At 73.8% G+C, this 18,875-nt stretch carries 18 protein-coding genes; 11 read left to right on the top strand and 7 right to left on the bottom strand.

Annotated features, from left to right (window positions below; translation table 11 throughout):
• Window positions 1-1,030, bottom strand: a 1,030-nt coding sequence (locus tag AC6H2I_RS28550) for a glycosyltransferase family protein (RefSeq protein ID WP_497504180.1), incomplete at its 3' end; no start/stop codon positions are given.
• 179 nt (window positions 1,031-1,209) lie between these two features.
• Between AC6H2I_RS28550 and AC6H2I_RS28545 the strand changes: the two genes are divergently transcribed.
• Both AC6H2I_RS28545 and AC6H2I_RS28540 read left to right on the top strand, forming a co-directional pair.
• Window positions 1,210-1,428, top strand: a complete 219-nt coding sequence (locus AC6H2I_RS28545; RefSeq protein WP_497504179.1) for a hypothetical protein — start codon at window positions 1,210-1,212, stop codon at window positions 1,426-1,428.
• A complete protein-coding gene (locus AC6H2I_RS28540) occupies window positions 1,421-2,356 on the top strand; it encodes a DMT family transporter (protein ID WP_497504178.1) in 936 nt (311 codons plus the stop codon). The genes AC6H2I_RS28545 and AC6H2I_RS28540 overlap by 8 nt, the downstream gene beginning before the upstream one ends.
• On the opposite strand, the gene AC6H2I_RS28535 is transcribed toward AC6H2I_RS28540, so the two are convergent.
• The 3 genes from AC6H2I_RS28535 to AC6H2I_RS28525 form a co-directional block, all read right to left on the bottom strand.
• Window positions 2,347-3,630, bottom strand: coding sequence for a TRAP transporter large permease (locus tag AC6H2I_RS28535; RefSeq protein WP_497504177.1), 1,284 nt, complete (start codon window positions 3,628-3,630; stop codon window positions 2,347-2,349). The genes AC6H2I_RS28540 and AC6H2I_RS28535 overlap by 10 nt on opposite strands.
• On the bottom strand, window positions 3,630-4,127 hold the full coding sequence (locus tag AC6H2I_RS28530; RefSeq protein WP_497504176.1) for a TRAP transporter small permease: 498 nt from the start codon (window positions 4,125-4,127) through the stop codon (window positions 3,630-3,632). Before AC6H2I_RS28530 ends, AC6H2I_RS28535 begins: the two co-directional genes overlap by 1 nt.
• A gap of 85 nt (window positions 4,128-4,212) precedes the next feature.
• On the bottom strand, window positions 4,213-5,235 hold the full coding sequence (locus AC6H2I_RS28525) for a DctP family TRAP transporter solute-binding subunit (RefSeq protein ID WP_497504175.1): 1,023 nt from the start codon (window positions 5,233-5,235) through the stop codon (window positions 4,213-4,215).
• A gap of 395 nt (window positions 5,236-5,630) precedes the next feature.
• Here AC6H2I_RS28525 and AC6H2I_RS28520 point away from each other — a divergent pair, with 395 nt between their 5' ends.
• Window positions 5,631-6,308: an OmpA family protein gene (locus AC6H2I_RS28520; RefSeq protein ID WP_497504173.1), complete on the top strand. Its 678-nt coding sequence runs from the start codon at window positions 5,631-5,633 to the stop codon at window positions 6,306-6,308.
• A 46-nt stretch (window positions 6,309-6,354) separates the two neighbouring features.
• Here AC6H2I_RS28520 and AC6H2I_RS28515 read toward each other — a convergent pair whose 3' ends face one another.
• A complete protein-coding gene (locus AC6H2I_RS28515; RefSeq protein ID WP_497504172.1) occupies window positions 6,355-6,936 on the bottom strand; it encodes an NUDIX hydrolase in 582 nt (193 codons plus the stop codon).
• A 131-nt stretch (window positions 6,937-7,067) separates the two neighbouring features.
• Here AC6H2I_RS28515 and AC6H2I_RS28510 point away from each other — a divergent pair, with 131 nt between their 5' ends.
• A complete protein-coding gene (locus AC6H2I_RS28510; RefSeq protein ID WP_497504171.1) occupies window positions 7,068-8,507 on the top strand; it encodes a DNA recombination protein RmuC in 1,440 nt (479 codons plus the stop codon).
• A gap of 13 nt (window positions 8,508-8,520) precedes the next feature.
• On the opposite strand, the gene AC6H2I_RS28505 is transcribed toward AC6H2I_RS28510, so the two are convergent.
• On the bottom strand, window positions 8,521-9,198 hold the full coding sequence (locus AC6H2I_RS28505) for a hypothetical protein (RefSeq protein WP_497504170.1): 678 nt from the start codon (window positions 9,196-9,198) through the stop codon (window positions 8,521-8,523).
• Between the two features lie 269 nt (window positions 9,199-9,467).
• On the opposite strand from AC6H2I_RS28505, the gene AC6H2I_RS28500 reads away from it, so the two are divergent.
• From AC6H2I_RS28500 to AC6H2I_RS28490, 3 genes are all read left to right on the top strand, one after another.
• Complete coding sequence (locus tag AC6H2I_RS28500) at window positions 9,468-10,514, top strand: glycosyltransferase family 2 protein (protein ID WP_497504181.1); 1,047 nt, start codon at window positions 9,468-9,470, stop codon at window positions 10,512-10,514.
• The gene (locus tag AC6H2I_RS28495; protein ID WP_497504169.1) at window positions 10,511-12,118 is read left to right on the top strand and encodes a glycosyltransferase family 39 protein; all 1,608 of its coding nucleotides are present in this window, start codon (window positions 10,511-10,513) and stop codon (window positions 12,116-12,118) included. Before AC6H2I_RS28500 ends, AC6H2I_RS28495 begins: the two co-directional genes overlap by 4 nt.
• A 214-nt stretch (window positions 12,119-12,332) precedes the next feature.
• On the top strand, window positions 12,333-13,592 hold the full coding sequence (locus AC6H2I_RS28490; protein WP_497504168.1) for a serine hydrolase domain-containing protein: 1,260 nt from the start codon (window positions 12,333-12,335) through the stop codon (window positions 13,590-13,592).
• On the opposite strand, the gene AC6H2I_RS28485 is transcribed toward AC6H2I_RS28490, so the two are convergent.
• A complete protein-coding gene (locus tag AC6H2I_RS28485; protein WP_497504167.1) occupies window positions 13,540-14,487 on the bottom strand; it encodes an AEC family transporter in 948 nt (315 codons plus the stop codon). The genes AC6H2I_RS28490 and AC6H2I_RS28485 overlap by 53 nt on opposite strands.
• 170 nt (window positions 14,488-14,657) lie before the next feature.
• On the opposite strand from AC6H2I_RS28485, the gene AC6H2I_RS28480 reads away from it, so the two are divergent.
• From AC6H2I_RS28480 to AC6H2I_RS28465, 4 genes are all read left to right on the top strand, one after another.
• Window positions 14,658-15,062 (top strand): tellurite resistance TerB family protein, encoded by a 405-nt coding sequence (locus AC6H2I_RS28480; RefSeq protein WP_497504166.1) that lies wholly within the window; start codon window positions 14,658-14,660, stop codon window positions 15,060-15,062.
• A 2-nt stretch (window positions 15,063-15,064) separates the two neighbouring features.
• Entirely contained in the window at window positions 15,065-15,994 is a 930-nt protein-coding gene (locus tag AC6H2I_RS28475) for an NAD(P)-dependent oxidoreductase (protein ID WP_497504165.1), read from the top strand.
• Window positions 15,995-16,171: 177 nt separating this feature from the next.
• Window positions 16,172-16,828 carry a 2OG-Fe(II) oxygenase gene (locus tag AC6H2I_RS28470; RefSeq protein ID WP_497504164.1) on the top strand — a complete coding sequence of 219 codons (657 nt, stop codon included), beginning with the start codon at window positions 16,172-16,174 and terminating at the stop codon, window positions 16,826-16,828.
• 107 nt (window positions 16,829-16,935) lie between these two features.
• Window positions 16,936-18,855, top strand: coding sequence for a hypothetical protein (locus AC6H2I_RS28465; RefSeq protein WP_497504163.1), 1,920 nt, complete (start codon window positions 16,936-16,938; stop codon window positions 18,853-18,855).
• Window positions 18,856-18,875 lie beyond the last annotated feature (20 nt).

Here is an 18,875-nt window from a genome sequence, read left to right as displayed (position 1 = left end):
CACCGGCCGGGGCCGCCGGCTCCGCGGCGCCGGCGCCCGGCCCGGCGGCGCGGCGCAGGGCCACGTCCCAGGCGAGGGCCGCCGCCGCGGGCACGAAGCGCGCGGCGATCAGCGCCTGCCCGGCGGCGACCCGCGCCGGCACCGCGTCGCGGTGGGTCAGCACCCAGCGCACCCCCTCGGCGATGTCGGGGGTCAGCACCGCGCTGTCGGCGAAGGGCCGATGGCTGCGGGCAGGGTGGGCGACGGCGATCCGCCCGGCCCACAGCGCCTCCTGCAAACGGTTGGGCGACTTGGTCGCCATCACCGGGTCGTCGGAGGACGGCAGGACGACGATGTGGCTGCGCGCCAGCGCCGCCTCCAGGGCGTCGGGCGACCACACCGTCCAGTCCACGGCCAGCGCGCCGCGGGCGCGGTCGACCGCGGCGACGAACTCCTCCTTGCCGTCGCTCACCAGCTCCAGCCGGCACGGCACCTCCGCCGCCAGGGCGGCCAGCGACGCCAGCCGGTCCAGCAACGGCCCGCCGTTGACGCCGCGCCCGAACCACAGCAGGCGCACCGGGTCGGCCGGCTCGGGAAAGGCGGGCGGGCGCTGGGGCAACTCCACGCAGTCCGGCACGTGGACCACGGGAACGCCGACCAGGCCGGCGACCGCGTCGGCGAGCGCCTCCGACGACACCGTCACCAGGTCGGCGCGCGCCAGCATGGCGGGGTAGTGGCCGCTCAGCCGCGGCAGGGCGGTGACGTTGTCGCAGACGTCGACCACCACGCGCTTGCCGGCCCGCCGCAGCACGTCCAGCTCCGCGCTGAGGTCGGCGAAGGTCTTGTGGATGACGTAGACGTCGGCGTCGGGCGCGACACCCCGCCGCACCGCGTCGACGAACGTCTCGGTGGGGTCGACCTTGACCCGATGCCCCAGCCGCGCGAGGTGGGGCGCGATCTCCAGCGCGCGCAACCGCACGCTGGCCAGCCCGGAGAAGAGCTTGCCGCGGAGCTTGGCGTAGGGACCGGGGGCGACCAGGGAGATGTTCATGGCGGCGCCACCTTCCCTGCAAACCCGCGGGGGTGTCAACACGCTTCGCCCCGCGTCGGCCGCGGACGCGCGGCGTCCCGCAAGGGTGCCATGCGCGCCCGCCGCCGCCCGTTGCATTCGCCCCCCGCCGCGTCGTACTCCGTCGGGTCCGTGTTCGCAGCCCCTGAGGGAACCGACCCATGCGCGCCTTCGACGGCCAGCACTCCGACAACGTCGCCATCAAGCGCAACCGCGAGCAGAAGGAGCGGCAGCTGCGCGAGCTGAAGGACCAGTTCGCCGCGCTGAAGAGCCACGCCGCCCCGGCGCTGCGCACCACCATGGCCAAGCGCATCGCCGACCTGGAGGCGGAGCTGAAGGCCCCCTCGGCGCCGGCCGGCGCGCCGCGGCGCCGTGGCTGACCCGGTGCCGGCGGGCCCCGCCGCCGCCGCCCGTCCGCTGTCCCGGCTGTTCGATCGGCCGTGGCTGCTGCTGGTGCTGCCGCCGCTGTTCTGGTCCGGCAACATGGTGCTGGGCCGCGCCGTGGCCGACGCCGTGCCGCCGGTGGCGCTGGCGTTCTGGCGCTGGACGGTGGGCGCGCTGATCCTGCTGCCCTTCGCGTGGCCCCACCTGCGCCGCGACGCCGGCACCCTGCGCCGCCACTGGCCGATCGTCGCCGTGCTGGCGGCGCTGGGCATCGCCGGCTTCAACACCTTCGCCTACATCGGGCTGGCCGACACCACGGCGCTCAACGCGGTGATGATCCAGTCGGCCATGCCGGTGCTGATCGTCGCCATGAGCTTCCTGCTGTTCCGCGACACCGTGACGCCGCTGCAGGCGCTGGGCGTCGCGGTGTCCCTGGCCGGCACCATCACGCTGATCGCCCGCGGCGACCCGGCCACCCTGGCCGCCCTCCACGTCAACGTCGGCGACCTGTGGATGGCCGCGGCGGTGCTGGTCTACGCCGCCTACACGGCGCTGCTGCGCCGCCGCCCGGCGGTGCACGGCTTCAGCTTCCTGACCGCCATCTTCAGCGTCGGCGCAGCCATGCTGCTGCCGTTCTACGTTGCGGAAAGCCTCGGCGGGCGGCCGCTGACCGTCGACGCGGTGTCCCTGGGCTCGATCGCCTACGTGGCGGTGTTCCCGTCGATCCTGGCCTATCTCTGCTTCAACCGCTCGGTGGCCGTGCTCGGCGCCAACCGGACCGGCCTGTCGATCCACCTCATGCCGGTGTTCGGCAGCCTGCTGGCGATCGCCTTCCTGGGCGAGCGGCCCCATTGGTTCCACGGCGCCGGCATCGTCCTGATCGCCGGCGGCATCGCCCTGGCCACCCGGCGCGCTCAGAGGTAGCCGAGCGTCCGGGGCAGCCACAGGCTCAGGCCGGGGAAGGCGACCACCAGCGCCAGCGCCGTCAGCATGGCGCCGACCATCCACAGCACCCACGGCACCGTCGACTCGATGGAGACCCCGGCCACGCGGGTGGTCACCACCAGGTTGACCGCCAGCGGCGGGGTGAACTGGCCGATCGCCAGGTTCATGGTGATCATCACGCCGAACCACACGGGGTCCCAGCCGAAGCTCGCCATGATCGGCTGCAGCAGCGGCAGCAGGATCAGGAAGATCGAGACCGCGTCCAGCACCATCCCCAGGGCCAGCAGCGCGAGGTTCAAGAGCACCAGGATCAGCGTCTCGTCGCCGGTCGCGGCCACCGCCGCCTCGGCCATCCGGTCGAAGGCGCCAAGCGTGCTGCCGGCCCAGGCGAAGATGCTGGCCAGGGCCAGGATCAGCAGCACCGTCGCCGCCATCTCCGCCGCCTCCGCCAGCACCTCGTAGAGCATGCGCAGGGTCAGGGTGCGGTAGACGAGCATGCCCACGGCGAGGCCGTAGAACACCGCGACCACCGCCGCCTCGGTCGGCGTGAAGGCGCCGGTGCGCAGGCCGCCCAGGATGATGACCGGCGCCAGCAGGCCCCAGACGGCGCCCTTCAGGCTGGCCCAGAAGGGCGGCCGCGGCCCGACGTCGGCGAGCCCGAAGCCGTGGCGCCGGGCCAGCCACACGGTCGGCGCCAGCAGCGACACCCCGGCCAGCAGGCCGGGCACCACGCCGGCGGCGAACAGCGCCGGCACCGAGGCCTGGGGCACCAGCACGCTGTAGATGATGAAGGCCACCGACGGCGGGATCAGGATGGCGGTGGCCGCGGCGGCGGCGATCACCCCGGCGGAGAAGGCGCGGGGGTAGCCGGCCTTGTGCATGGACGGGATCATCACCGTGGCGACCGCCGCGGCGTCGGCCGGGCCGGAGCCGGAGATGCCGCCCATCACCATGCACACCAGGATCGCCACCACCGCCAGCCCGCCGTTCTTCGGCCCGACCACCGCCGAGGCGAAGTCGACGATGCGGCGCGCCACCCCGGCGCGCTCGAACAGCAGCCCGGCCAGGATGAACACGGGGATGGCCAGCAGGGGGTATTTGGCGATGCCGGTGTAGACGTTGGTCGGCACCGCCATGATGCCGAGCTGGGCGTCGAGGATCGCCAGCGACCCGGCCAGGCCGAGCGCCACCGCCAGCGGCGCCCCCAGCAGCATCAGGACCAGGAATCCGCCGACCAGGATCGTCGTCGCCATCACGCCCTCCGCCAGATGCGGGCCAGGCGCCCGGCGACCCGCAGCGCCACCACCGCGGCCAGCACCGGCATCCACACGGTGTAGAGCCACTGCGGGTTGCCGAGGCCGGGCGAGGTCTCCTCGAACCGCCACTGGTCATAGGCGAGGCGGCCGCCGTACCAGACGACGACGGCGAACATGGCGAGCGCCGCCGACCACGCCGCCGTCTCCGTCCACCGCCGCCAGCGCCGCGGCAGCCGGTCGACCAGGATGGTGATGCGGATGTGGCGGTCCGCCGCCACCGCCACCGAGGCCCCGAGGAAGGTCATCACCACCATCAGGAAGATCGAGTACTCCTCGGTGAAGGCGAAGGAGACGTTGGTGAAATAGCGCACCAGGACGTTGGCGAAGGTGATGACGCAGACCGCGGCCATGGCCAGCGCGGCGAGCGCGCGCTCCACCGTCACCGGCACGCGCGGGGCGTCGCCGTCCTCCTGGGATTCGGGCATCTGGGGCATGGAAGCGGCCGGCGGGGCGGGGGTTGCAGGGCCCGCCCCCGCCGGGCGGCGGGGACGGGCGCGTGGCGGAGAGTGCTGGCGGCGGTTACTGGCGGCCAGCGATGGAGGCTTCGGCCTTCTTGACGAGGTCGTAGCCGATGCGCTCGGCCCAGCGGTCGTAGACCGCGCGGGTGGCCCCCTGGAAGGCGGCCTTCTGCTCCGCCGTCAAGGTGACGACGGCGACGCCGCTGGCGGCGATGTCCTTCAGCACCTGGTCGTCGGCGCCGGCGATGCCGGCGCGCGCCAGCGCCACCTCCTCGGCCGCGGCCTGCTCGGCGGCGGCGCGCACGGCGGTGCGGTCCTCCTCCGACCACGACTCCCAGACCTCCTCGTTGACCACGAAGATCAACGGGTCGGCCACATAGCCCCACAGGGTCAGGTGCTTCTGGCCCAGGGTCACCATCTTCGCGGCGACGAACACCGACAGCGGGTTCTCCTGGCCGTCGACCGCGCCCGTGGACAGGGCGGGCTGGGCGTCGGCCCAGCTCATCTGGGTCGGGTTGGCGCCCAGCGCGGTGAAGGTGTCGAGGAACAGCGGCGAGCCGACGACGCGGATCTTCAGGCCCTTCAGGTCGTCCGGCGTGGTCACCGCCTGCTTGGAGTTCGACAGCTCGCGGAAGCCGTTCTCGCCCCAGGCCAGCGGCACCACGTCCTTGCTGGCCAGGATGGAGAACAGCTCCTCGCCGACCGGCCCCTTGGTCAGGGCGTCGATCGCCTTGTAGTCGGGCATCAGGAAGGGCAGCGAGAACAGGTTCAGTTCCTTGACCTGGGGCGACCAGTTGATGGTCGAGCCGACGGCGAGGTCGATCACGCCCTGGCGCAGGGCCGTGAACTCCTTGGTCTGGTCGCCGTTCACCAGCGAGGTGCCGGGGTACATCTTCACATTGATCCGGCCATCCGTCTTCTCGCGGATCAGCTCGGCCCAGCGCTCGCCGCCCACACCCCACGGAAACGGCTTGCCGAGGACGGTGGACAGCTTGTACTCCGCCTTGTAATCGGCCGCGGCGACGCCGGGCAGCAGTGCGGCGGCCAGGGCCAGGCCGGCAAACAGCGCCTTCACGGGTTTCATCAACGCTCCTCCCCAAAGTCACATTCTGGTCCCATCGCGGGAGGCGCGATCCTAGCAAGCCGACGAACGGTAGGCTACCCGAAGCATCGTGGACGCCGCCGAACCGCGGGACGCGGACCGGAGCGGGCGAAGAAGGGGGCCGCGGGCACCGGACTGGCCGGAGGTGCCGCGGCCCGACAGGTCGTTGACGGGAGTGTTTCCAGCGATGTGGGCGGCACCGGCCCCGGGAGCAACGAACGATTCCGGCTGATCTCGTTTGCTTTCGGAAGAATCCGCCACCCGCCGCACCGGGCGACGGACGGCGGGTTTGACGGCGCCCATGGGGTGGCGGACACTGGCGGAGGCCGGATGGAGTTGGCATGAGAGGGCGGCATCACGGAGCGGCGGGACGGGCCGTGCTTTCGGCGCTGGCCGTCGCGGCCTGCGCCACCGCGGCACTGGCGCAAGGGCCGGCCACCATGCTGGGCGACAACCCCGGCGAATGCGACATCGCGCGCGCCCTGCTGGGCACCGCCCCGCCGGGATGCCCGCCGGCCCCCGCGCCGGTCCGCCAGCCGCCGCCCGCGGCGGCGGTGCCCACGGTCGCCGCCCCCGCGCCCCCCGGCGAGCCGTCCACCGCCGCCCCGGGCCTGGGCGCCGCGCACACCGGCGCACCGAGCGCGGCCGGACCGGCGCCCGGCGGCCCGGCCACCTCCCCGTCCGCCAGCCCGGCCCCAGCAGCGACCGAGGACCGGCGGACCGCCTTCCTCATTGCCTTCGACTTCGCCTCGAGCCGCATCCGGCCGGAGTCGCGGGCCGTCCTCGACCGCGTCGCCGCGGTGATGGCCTCGCCTGCGGGGCGCGGCCGCGTCTTCCGGGTGATCGGCCACACCGACGCCGTGGGTCCGGCCGCCGCCAACCTGGCGCTGTCGCGCCGCCGCGCCGCGGCGGTGGTCGCCTATCTGACGGGGGTGCGCGGCGTCGCGCCGGATCGCCTCGACGCCATCGGCCGCGGCGAGGAGGAGCTGGCCGACCCGGCCCACCCGGACGCCGCCGCCAACCGGCGCGTGGAGATCGTCACCGTCGGCCGCTGAGGTCGGTCGCTAACGGCGGTCGCTGACGCACAGCCGGCACGGCGCGCTACAGCATGGTCTCCCAGCGCGCCACCACGTCGGGGGCGGGGTTCACGGCGGGGGCGAAGTCGCGGCGGCCGCGGCGCTCGCGATGCTCGCGCAGCGCCCAATGCACGGTGGGGAAGGCGAGGTCCCGCCAGGGGATCGCGTCCCAGCCGAACAGCGCGACCTCCTCGCTCTCCGGTCCCGGCCCGATCTCCGGGTCGACCAGGCGGGCGCGGAAGATGAGCTGCACCTGGCTGATCCGCGGGATGTCGTAGACCGCCAGCAGCGAGTCGATGGCGATCCGGGCCCGCGCCTCCTCCCACGCCTCGCGCATCGCCCCGGCCATGGTGGTCTCGCGCTCCTCCATGAACCCCGCGGGCAGGGTCCAGAAGCCGCGGCGCGGCTCGATGGCGCGCCGGCACAGCAGCACGCGCTCCGCCGCGCCCTCGCCGGTGGTGACCACGGAGCCGACGACGACCAGCGGATTCTGGTAGGCGACGAATCCGCAGTCCGGGCACAGCAGCCGCTCCCGGTCGTCGCCGGGCGGAATGGCGCGCACGCGCGGCCCTTTGTCGGGAGCGTCGTCGTCGAACATCCGTCCCATATGGCGCGAACCGCGCCGCGCGGCAAGCGGCTTCGGCGCCCGGACCTCCCCCCGGCCTGCGTTCATCACCCGTTCTCATCGGGCCGGATCTGCGATAGACTTGCGCCCGGCACACAAGATCTTGGGGCACCATGGGCGGGACCGCGTTCCAGTTCGCGTTCGACGGCACGTCGCTGGCGTTCGGCCTGATGGCCGGGGCGCTGATCGCGTGGCTGCTGGCGCGCGCCGCCGCGGCCGGGCGCGCCGCCGACCGCGCCGGCGAGCGCGCCGAGCTGCTGGCGCGGCTGGAGTTCCACGCCCGGCGGGAGGCGGAGAGCCGCGAGGCGATGGCCGAGCGCGAGCGCCAGATCGCCCGCCTCCAGGCCGACGTGACCCGCGGCCGCGAGCGCCACGCCGAGCTGGCGACCACCTTGAACAAGGAGCGCACCGCCGCGGCGGAGAAGCTGGCCCTCCTGGAGGAGGCCCGCGACCGGCTGGGCGCGTCCTTCAAGGCGCTGTCGGCCGACGCGCTGGGCCAGAACAACCGCAGCTTCCTCGACCTCGCGCGGGAGACGCTGTCCGGGGCGCAGCAGGCGGCGCGCCACGACCTGGAGACGCGTCAGGTCGCCGTGGCGGAGCTGGTGGCGCCGATCCGCGACAGCCTGGACGCCATGGCCCGGGAGATCCAGGAGATGGAGAAGGCGCGGGCCGGCGCCTACGAGGGGCTGCGCCAGCAGGTGGTGTCCCTGGCCGAGAGCCAGGAGCGGCTGCGCGGCGAGACCGGCAACCTGGTGCGAGCCCTGCGCACCCCACAGGCGCGCGGGCGGTGGGGCGAGATCCAGTTGCGCCGGGTCGTCGAGATGGCCGGCATGCTCGACCACTGCGATTTCCAGGAACAGGCCAGCGTGGAGGGCGAGCGCGGCCGGCTGCGCCCCGACCTGCTGATCCGCCTGCCCGGGGCCAAGACCATCGTGGTCGACGCCAAGACGCCGCTCGACGCCCACCTCGACGCCGTCCAGGCGCAGGACGAGGCGCCGCGCCGCGCCGCCCTGGCCCGCCATGCGCGGCACGTGCGCGAGCACATGCGCCAGCTCGGCGCCAAGGCCTACTGGGACCAGTTCACCGACACGCCGGAGTTCGTGGTGCTGTTCCTGCCCGGCGAGAACGTCTTCTCCGCGGCGCTCGAGCATGACCCCGCCCTGATCGAGGCGGGCATCGAGCACCGGGTCATCCTGGCCACACCGACCACCCTGATCGCCCTGCTGCGCGCCGTCGCCTATGGCTGGCGCCAGGAGGGGCTGGCCCGCAACGCCCGCGAGATCGCCACCCTCGGGGCCGAGCTGTACAAGCGGCTGGCCGACCTGGGCGGCCACATGGAGCGGCTGGGCGGCCAGCTCGGCCGGGCGGTGGCATGCTACAACGGGGCCGTCGGCAGCCTGGAATCCCGGGTGCTGGTGACCGCCCGGCGGCTGCGCGACCTCGACGCCGTTCCGGAGGGGGCGGAGCTGCCCGAGGTGTCGCCGGTCGACCAGACGCCGCGCACCGTGCAGGCGCCGGAGTTGCTGGACCGCCGCGGCGCCGGCACCGCGTGACGCCGCCGCCGGGTCACGCGGGAACGGGCACCGCCGGGGTCGCCCGCCGCGCGTCGGCCCAGGCCCGCACCGTGGTCGGGCGGCCGCCGGCGTCGACCAGGCCGCGCCCCACCAGCTCCTCCACATGCCCGGCGAACCAGGCGGCGGTGCCCGGACGCTCCCAGGCCTCCATCCAGTTCTGCTCGATGAAGGCGAGGATCGCGGGGTGGCCCAGCTCGGCCTCCCAGAGGATGCCCAGCAGCGAGGTCTGCTGCTCCTCGTGCATGCACTGCTCGAAGGTGAGCACCTGCTGCGCCTTGGCCTCCTTGCGCCGGGTCGTCTCCGGGCCGGGGCCCAGGCCGTGCTCCAGCAGGGAGCGGCGTTCCGGCGCCGCGCACAGCCAGTGCGCCACCTCGTGGACGATCACCGTGGCCTCGACCTCGGTGCGGATCACCCGGCCGTCCCACATGAAGGACCGGCTGGGCGCTTCGTCCAGCGTGCCGATGCCATGGGCGTGGGCCAGCGCCACGCCGTCGGCGCGCTGGTCGGCGGTGTCGACGCCCCCCGCCACCGGCCAGGTCGCGGCGATGCGGCGGAAGGCGGCCAGGGCCGCCGGCCGGCCGGCGAGGTGGCCGGCGACGGTGGCGAGGGCGCCGGGCAGGACGTCGGCGGGAATCGGGGTGAGGATCATCGCGCGGGGGGGGGCGGTCACGGTGGGGGGTCGGGCGGCCCTGTTGTGCCCAATCAAGCGGGCCCGCCGCAAGGGCCAGGACGCCGCGCCCCCATCTTTCCCGGCGCTAACCAATCGTTATATCCCCGTGTGGAATATCCTCGGCGCAAGCCTGTTCATGACACGCGACGGGTGCCTCTTCCGGGTGGAAATGCCATGCGACACGACGTTCGGCGGGCGCTGCGCGCCGCCGTTCAGGCTCGTCCCCAGCCGGGGGCGCGGCCGTGACCACTGTGACCTCGATCCATGCGTTGCGCGGCCCCCTGTCCTGCGTCGCCGCCGAGCCTCCGGCGACCGGCGACCGGCGCCGCCTGTCGGTGGTGATTCCCTTCTACAACGAGGGCGCCAACGTCGAGTCGCTGTTCGACCGGCTGCTGCCGGTGCTGGACGCCCTGGACCTGGACTGGGAGGTGGTCTGCGTCGACGACGGCAGCCGCGATGACACCCTGGCGCGGTTGCTCGCCGCCCACGGCCGGGAGTCCCGCCTCAAGGTGGTCGAGCTGTCGCGCAACTTCGGCAAGGAGCTGGCCCTGTCGGCCGGCCTGGCCCACGCCGCCGGCGACGCCGTGGTGCCGATGGACGCCGACCTCCAGCACCCGCCGGAGCTGCTGCCCGACCTGGTGGCGCGCTGGCGCGAGGGTTTCGACGTGGTGGTGGCGGTGCGCCACGCCCGCGTCGGCCAAAGCCTGAAGCACCGCCTGTTCGCCCGCGCCTTCTACTGGATCTTCGACCATTTGTCGGAGGTCAAGCTGCCGCGCGAGGCCGGCGACTTCCGCCTGATGGACCGCAAGGTGGTCGACGTGCTCAACCGCATGCCGGAGCGCACGCGCTTCATGAAGGGCATGTTCGCCTGGGTCGGCTTCCGCCAGACCAGCGTGCTCTACGAGCAGGGCGAGCGGCGCGGCGGCGAGAGCAAATGGGGCTTCGTCAAGCTGCTGCGCCTGTCCGTCGACGGGCTCACCGCGTTCTCCGACTTCCCGCTGAAGGTCTGGAGCCTGGTCGGGGTGGCGATCTCCGGCCTGGCGTTCCTCTACATCGTGACGCGCCTGCTGCGCACCCTGCTGTTCGGCGTCGACGTGCCGGGCTACGAGTCGCTGATCGTGTCGGTGCTGTTCATGGGCGGCATCCAGCTCATCACCCTGGGGGTGATCGGCGACTATCTCGGCCGCGTCTTCGCCGAGGTGAAGGGCCGGCCGCTGTTCGTGGTGCGCGAGACCCGCGGCTTCGCGGCCGCCGACACCGCCGCCCGCCCCGTCGCCGATCCGGCGGCGGCGACCGCCCGGGAGTCGGCCGCGTGACCAGCCCCGGCCCGGCCCGCGGCGGCCTCGGCTGGGACGACCTGTCGCGGCTGCTGCTGCTGGTGCTGGTGGTCCTCGCCGCGCTGACCGTCCGTGACTACGCCATCTCCATCGACGAGGAGGTGCAGCACCTCTACGGCAAGAAGCTGCTGGCCTGGTATCTCAGCGGCTTCGCCGACCGCTCCGCCTTCGTCTTCAAGGACCTGTTCTACTACGGCGGTCTGTTCGACCTGACGGTGGCGGCGCTGCTGCCGGTCAGCCCCTTCGCCGAATACGACACCCGCCACCTGCTGTGCGCGGCGGTCGGCATCCTCGGCCTCGCCGGCACGTGGCGCCTGGGCCGGCGCCTGGGGGGGCCGGCCGCCGGCTTCCTCGCCCTCGCCCTGCTGGCGCTGTGCGGCGCCTATTACGGCGCGATGTTCAACAACACCAAGGACGTGCCGTTCGCCGCCGGCATGGTGTGGTCGCTCCATCTCGCCACCCGCATCCTGGACGAGGCGCCGCGACCGCGGCGGTCCACGGCGCTGCTGTTCGGCCTGGTCCTGGGCCTCACCCTGTCGGTGCGGGTCGGCGGGGTGCTGGCGCTCGGCTATCTCGGGCTGGCCCTGCTGCTGCAATGGGCGCTGGCGTGGCGCCAGCGCGGCCCGGGCAGCGCCGCCTGGCAGGCCCGCGACACGGTGGTGGCGCTGCTGCCGGGGCTCCCCGTGGCGCTGGCCCTGGTGGCGGTGTTCTGGCCCTGGGTGGTGCAGGCGCCCGGCAACATCCTGACGGCGCTGCAGGTGATGTCGAAGTTCCCCATCACCCTGGACACCCTGTTCGACGGCCGCTGGGTGCCGGCGGCCGACCCGCCGGCCCTCTACCTTCCCGTCTACCTCGCCGTGAAGGTGCCGGAGGCGCTGCTGGCCGGGCTCGCCGCCGCCGTGGTCGTCGCGGCGGCCGCGCTGCGCCGGCCCGACCCGCTGGCCCCGCCCGGGGCTGCGGCCGTCCGCATGGCGCCGGTGGTGCTGGCGGCGCTGCTGCCGGTGGCGCTGTTCATGGTGCTGCGCCCCACCATCTACAACGGCGTCCGGCACTTCCTGTTCGTGGTGCCGCCGCTGGCGGTGCTGGCCGGGCTGGGGCTCGCCGCTCTGTGGCGGGCCGCCGACCGGCGCGGCGCGGCGGCGGCCCGCGCGCTGGCGGCGCTGCTGGCGGTGACCGGGGTGCACGGCGCCTGGCGGCTCGCCGCCCTGCACCCCAACGAATACGTCGCCTACAACGCCCTGGTCGGCGGCGCCGCCGGGGCGGCCGGCCGGTTCGAGCTGGACTATTGGGGCAACGGCGTGCTGGAGGCGGTGGAGCGGCTGGACGCGCTGCTCGTGCTGGAGTCCGGCGGCGCGCCGCCGGCCCCCCGCACCGTGGTGGTCTGCGGCAACGCCCTGATGGCGCGTCACGCGCTGCCACCCTACCTGACCCTGGTCAACGGCCGGCCCGGCTGGCGCGACGCCGACTTCTTCATCGGCTTCACCCAGGACCGCATCTGCCCCGACCTGCTGGACGGCCGGCCGATGCTGGCGGTCACCGCCGACGGCGTGCCGCTCGCCATCGTCAAGGACCGCCGGCGGTGAGCGCGGCGTGATCCGTCGCGCCCGCCGCCCGCCGAACGGGACGGCGGGCGTACTCCCGTGGCCCCGGGACGTGCCCCCAAAGCCGGTCCCGCACCCTTCGGCATGATCGCCGGCCGCACCGCCGCAGCGGCGGCGCGGCTCTCCCATGTCTTCCTCCACGGGATCGCCCGGCCAGGCGCCGGACCGGCCCGCGGACGGCAGGGAACGGACGCTCATGCGCCGCAAGAGGATCGGACTCGCGCTGGCGATCGCCGCCGGCGTCGGCCTGGCGCCACCGCTGGCGGGCGCGGACGGCGCCCGGCGCCCCCCGCTGCACGCCGCCGTGGGCGACCCGTTGCGCGACCGGGTCACCGCGGTCGCCGAGCGGCGCCTGGCGGAGGCCGGCCACGGCGGGCTGGTGGTCGGCGTGGTCAAGGACGGGCGGTCGCTGACGGTCGGGCTGGGCAGCACCGGCTGGTCGGAGGACGCCCCGCCCGACGGCCGCACCGTGTTCCAGATCGCCTCGCTGACCAAGCCCTTCACCGGCACCATCCTCGCCGCCCTGATCCGCGGCGGCCAGGTGCGCCCCGCCGACCCGCTGCGCCGCCACCTCCGCACCGCGGCCCGGGTGCCGGACTACCGGGGGCGGCCGATCCGCCTGGTGGACCTCGCCACCCACACCGCCGGCCTGCCCAACGTCCCGGAAACCCCGACCTTCTCGTGGTCGCGCCTGGCCGACCCGCGCAACCCCTACAAGCCCCTGACCTCGGACGAGGTCGACCGCTGGCTGGCGGGCTACCAGCTGGCCGCGGCACCCGGCACCCGGTTCAGCTACTCCAACGTCGGCATGGCGGTGCTGGGGGAGGCGCTGGAGCAGGCGGCCACGGCGAGCTACGAGGACCTGCTGCACCGGGCGGTGACCGGGCCGCTGGGGCTGCCCGACACCACCCTGACGCTGGCCCCCGGGCAGCGCGCCCGCAAGGCGGTCGGCCACGCCGGCGGCCAGGCGGTGCCGGACTGGGAGGCGCCGGCCATGCAGCCGGCCTTCGGCCTCTATTCCACGGTGGACGACCTGCTGGTCTGGCTGCGCGCCAATCTGGGGGACTGCCCCGGCGGCTGCGCCGCCGCCACGGCGCAGACCCTGGCCCTGGCCCAGGCGGTGCGGGTGCGGGGTGCGGCCCTGGCCGACTCCGGCAGCCTGGGCCAGGGGGCGATGGCGCTGGGCTGGTTCGTGGCCTGGGCCGACGACGGCTCGCCGGTGTTCTGGCACAGCGGCGCCACCGGCGGCTTCAACACCTACATGGCGTTTTCCCGCGCCCACCGCTGGGCCGTGGTGGCCCTGAACAGCAGCGATCCGGCACGGACCGTCGCCGACCGCACCGCCATCGACCTGGTGCGCCTGTTCGAGGCGGAGCGGCCGGAGCGGCTCCCGGCCCGCACCGTCACGGTCCAGGAACGTACCGCGCAAGCAGGGCGCTCAGCGTCAGCACGCTGAGGATGGTGGAGACGAGGATGGCGGCCGACGTCCGCTCCACGTAGACCCGGTACTGGGTGGCGACGACGAAGGTCAGGGCCCCCGTGGGCAGGGCGGCGAGAAGGATCGCCGAGGCCTCCCAGAACGGGTCCATGGGGAACAGCCAGCGGATCAGCAGCCAGGTCAGCGCCGGCTGCACCAGCAGCTTCAGGGCGACGATCCAGCCCATCTCCAGCAGATTGGCGGCCAGCGGCCGGCCGGCCAGGAACAGTCCGATGGCAACCAGGGCGCACGGCCCGGCCGAGGCGCCCATGAGCTCGCAGAAGGTCACAACCGGCTGCGGCAGGTCGATGCCCGGCAGCAGGACCGACCAGGCCACCCCCAGCACCGTCGCGACAATCAGGGGGTTGCGCGACACCGCCCGTCCCACATCGATCAGCGACCCGACGACCCCCCTGCCGTGGCTCTGCACCAGCTCCAGCCAGACCACGGCGATGCCCACCATGATCGCGCTCATGATCACGGTGCCGAGGATCGCCGGTGCCAGCCGGTCGGCACCGAAGGCGGCCAGGAACAGCGGGATGCCCATGTAGCCGGTGTTGGAGAAGCAGGCGGTCAGCCCCTGCATGCACACGATCGCCGGCTTTTCCCGGTGCAGCAGCCAGCCGAGCGCGGCGCCCAGGGCATAGGTCGCCAGCATGGCGCCGAGAAAGGCGCCGATGAACGGTCCGTTCAGCAGCTCGGCCAGCGGGCGGCGCGCCGTGCCGACGAACAGCACCGCCGGAAGCGCCATCCAGTAAACGAACTTGTTCAGCGCCTCCGACGACGAATCGCCCAGCAGCCGCGCCTTTCCGGAAAGGAAACCGGCGAGGATGATGGCGAAGACGGGAAGGGCGACGTTGAGGACGGCGGACATGGGGGCCGACCTTAGGGCAGCCCCCCTGCCCCGTCGAGGGGACCAGCCATCCCGTCCCGGCATTCCTCCCCTGCCGGCGGCGGCGGGCTGGCCCCGCGCCGCAGGCGGCCCTTGACGCGGCCCCGTCGCCGCGCAACATACGCGGGCTTTCGCCGCCCACCGGAGGTTCGATGCTCGACCATCACAGTGCCCTCATCTACGTCATGGTTATCGTGTCCGCCTCCGACGGCGACATGACCGATGCCGAGCTGGAAACCATCGGCGAGAACGTGAAGCACCTGCCGGTCTTCGACGATTTCGACGTGGAGCGGCTGACCGAGGTGACCCGCGCGTGCACCCACATGCTGGCCGGCGAGTCGGGCCTCAACCGCACGCTGGACACCATCAAGGACGCGCTGCCGGCCAAGCTCTACGAGACCGCCTACGCCGTCGCCTGCGACATCGCCGCCGCCGACGTCAAGGCCAGCCAGGAGGAGCTGCGCCTGCTGGAGCTGCTGCGCCACAAGCTGGGCGTCGACCGCCTGTGCGCGGCCGCCATCGAACGCGGCGCCCGCGCGCGCCACGCGCGGCTGTGACCATGGGCGACGCCAGCCATCCCGGCCCCGCCGCCGCCGCCGGCCCCGCCGCCGAACGGCCCGATCTTTCCGGGCGCACCATCGGCTTCATCGGGCTCGGGCTGATGGGGCGGCCGATGGCCCGGGCGCTGGCCCGGCGCGGCGCGGCCCTGGTCATCCACAACCGCAGCCGCGGCCCGGTGGACGCGCTGGCCGCCGAGGGGATGGTCCCGGCCGACAGCCCGGCCGCGGTGGCCGCCGCCGCCGACACGGTGGTGCTGACGCTGACCGACACCCCCGCGGTGGAGGCGGTCTGCGAAGGCGCCGACGGGCTGCTGGAGGGCCTGCGCCCCGGCGCGCTGGTGATCGACATGGGGACCAGCGCCGTCACCGCGACCCGCCGCCTGGCCACGATCGTCGCCGCGCGGGACGCGGCCTGGGTCGACGCCCCGGTGTCCGGCGGCACCGTGGCGGCCGAGGCGGCGACCCTGACCATCATGGCCGGCGGCGACGAGGACGCGGTCGCCCGCGCCTGGCCGCTGTTCCAGGCGATGGGCCGGCGGATCACCCATGTCGGCGCGGTCGGCGCGGGGCAGGTGGCCAAGGCGGCCAACCAGGTCATCGTCGCCCTGACCATCGGCGCGGTGGCCGAGGCGCTGGCGCTGGCCCGCTCCGCCGGGGTCGACCCGGCGCGGGTGCGCGAGGCGATCCGCGGCGGTTTCGCCGAATCCCGCATCCTCGAGCTGCATGGCCAGCGCATGGTGACCGGCGATTTCACGCCGGGCGGCCGCTCCGCCGTGCAGCTCAAGGATCTCAACCAGGCCCTCGCCCTGGCCGCGGAATCGGGCATCGACCTGCCGGCCGTGTCGCTCAGCCGCACCCTCTACGAGCGGCTGGTGGAACGCGGCGACGGCGGGCTGGACCACGCCGCCCTCTATCGCCTGTTCGACTGACGCGGGTTGCCCGGGGGCCGGTTCGGCAAGGCCGGCCGCGGGCCGCCGGGGTGGCGGCCCCGGCGGCGCCCCCTGCGACATCACGGCGCTGGTCCGGCCCATTCTCCTGGCACGGCCGACGTGCCATAAGGGGCCGGTGTGCAATCCCGACGCGCCCTCATCCGACCGGAACCGTCCATGATCTCGCCCGACACCGTCCGCCAGAGCGTCCTCGCGTGCCTGGAGCGCAGCACCACGATGACGCACCCCTACCGCCACTGGCTGCTGAAGGACGCCCTGCCGGAGGACGCGGCGGACGCCATCGCCGCCCTGCCATGGGCGCCGCCGCCGGTCGGCGACACCCGCGGCAAGCGCGAGACCCACAACGCCTCGCGCACCTATTTCGGCGCCGACAACCGCGCGACCCACCCGGTGTGCGACGCGGTGGCCCGCGCCTTCCAGGACCGCGCCGTCACCGCCGGGATCGAGGCGGCGTGCGGCGTCGATCTCGCCGGGACCTTCCTGCGCATCGAGTACTGCCAGGACACCGACGGATTCTGGCTGGAGCCGCACACCGACATCGGCGTGAAGAAGTACACGATGCTGGTCTACCTTTCGCGCGATCCCGGGTCGGAGGGCTGGGGCACCGACGTGACCGACGCCGCCGGCACCCTGGTGCACCGCGCCCCCTACGCCTTCAACGACGGCCTGATCTTCATCCCCGGCGCCGACACCTGGCACGGCTTCGCCAGGCGCCCCATCGACGGCGTGCGCAAATCGATCATCGTCAACTACGTCGGGCCGGAATGGCGGGCCCGCCACGAGCTGTGTTTCCCCGGTCAGGCGGTGGCCTGACCCGGCGGCCCCGGCCTTTCCCCGACCCCCGCACGGTTTACCTCTGTCGCGGCCGCCGCCGACGGGCTATAACCGTCGACCCGGCCCAACGCGACCTGTCCAGAGCCATGCCTTTGCGGATCGAGACCTTTTCCAACGTCACCGGCGGCTTCAGCTTTTTCAAGGCGATCGGACACCCCCTGGCGGCGCCCAAGGCGGCCGCCCTGGTGGCTCGCCTCGCCGGCGGCGGCCCGGTGGCGGTGTTCGATCCCCACGGCATGGCCGAGGGGTTCTCGGAGTTCTACGACCTGGCCGGCGTCGCCGTGGAGGGGGTCTACGCGCAGGATGTCGAGGCGGTCGGCAAGGCCGTGCTGGGCCATGCCGCCCGGCCGGTGACGGAGCTGCCGGCCAGCCGGGCGCGCGTGGTGTTCGTGGTCGCGTTCGACAGCCAGCGGCTGGAGAACGCCATCGCCCACCTCGTGCCCAAGGGCGCCGCGGTGATCTCCCTGGACGCCATGCGGGTGCCGGAGGACATGCTGTCCGACACCGGCCAGTACCTCTCCAAGTTCAACTGGGCCACCAACTTCGCCTGGCTGCGCGACGAGGCCGGGCACCACACCCGCATCGTCTCGGCCAACTACTGGACCGGCTACGGCGCCAAGGCGCCACGCCTGTGGGCCCGCCTGTACGACGCGGACGGCGCGGTGCTGGCGGAATGGACCGAGGCGATGCCGCCCGCCGGCGGGACGGTGGTGATCGACAGCCGCGAGGTGCGGTGGCGCTTCGGGCTGTCCGAGTTCTGCGGCTCGCTCTTCCTGCACGTCATCGGCGCGGCGGGCCACGACGTGGTCAAATACGCGCTCGACACCTACGGCGACGGTCCGGACGTGCTGTCCTGCACCCACGACGCCAACGCCTGGCCGGCCGAGCGCTACGCCGGCCTGCCGGCGCCGCGCAGCGACGAGCGGGTGCTGCTGTGGGTGCAGAACAGCCACCCCTGTGCGATCCCGCCCGGCGCGGTCGGCCTCGCCGTCATGGGAACGGAGGCGGTGGCCTGGTTCGACACCGCGGTGCCGCCCTTCGCGACCGTCGCCATCGACACCCGCACCCTGTTCCCCGACGTGCGCTGGCCGCTGCAGTTCGAGGTGCGCGCCGGCAAGCATTTCGTGCGCCCCCGCTACGAGGTGGTGGCCGATGCCGGGCGGCCCGGCGGCCGCCGCCGCATCGCCCACGCCAACGTCGAGCGCACCGATCTCAAGCCCGATCCCACCCTGGCGACGCTGGAGCCGCTGCTGGGCAAGGGCCATATCCTGCCGGCGCCGTTGCTGCCGCCGGAACGCTGGCGCACCATCCTGCTGCCGACCCCCATGAGCACCGCCCAGGAGTCGCTTCCGGTCCAGGCCGTCGCCTACGACGCCTCGGGCCGAGAGGTGGCGCGCCACCGCTTCGGCAACCTGGCCCGCAGCGACAGCGTCGCGCTGGACGTGACCGACCTGCTGGGCGGGACCACCCTGCCCGGCGGCTGGGGCCATGTGGAGCTGCTGTACGACTTCGCCGCGGGGAGCTGCGCCGACGGCTGGCTGCACGCCCTCTTCCGCTACGAATGGCGGGCCAGCGGCCACGTCGCCGAGACCAGCTTCGGCAGCCACATCTTCAACACCGTGCTGACCTACCGCGACGAGCCGCAGAGCTACCATGGCCGGCCGCCGGGGCTGTCGACCCGGCTCTTCCTGCGGCTCGGCCCGGCGCCGCTGGACACCTTCTGCCACCTCGTCTATGCCGCCTCGACGCCGTGGCACGCCGCCAGCGACACCCAGCTGGTGCTGACCCGCCGCGACGGCGTGGAGATCGCGCGCCGGCGCATCGCCATCCCCTGCGGCGGGTCCCGGCTGTTCCAGCACTCCACGACCTTCACCGAGGCCGAGCGCGCCGCCGCGGGCGAGCACGCCTATGTCCTGATCCGCGACACGACATGCCGTCTTTTCGGCTATCACGGCTGCCTGACGGGTGACGGGGCCTTCAGCCTCGACCATATGTTCGGCTTCTAGGACTCAAAGCGACGGATCGC

It is taken from the genome of Azospirillum sp. NS33 (assembly GCF_059703765.1).
The sequence above is the reverse complement of the archived record's forward strand: the minus strand, read 5'-3'. Positions and strand labels throughout refer to the sequence as shown.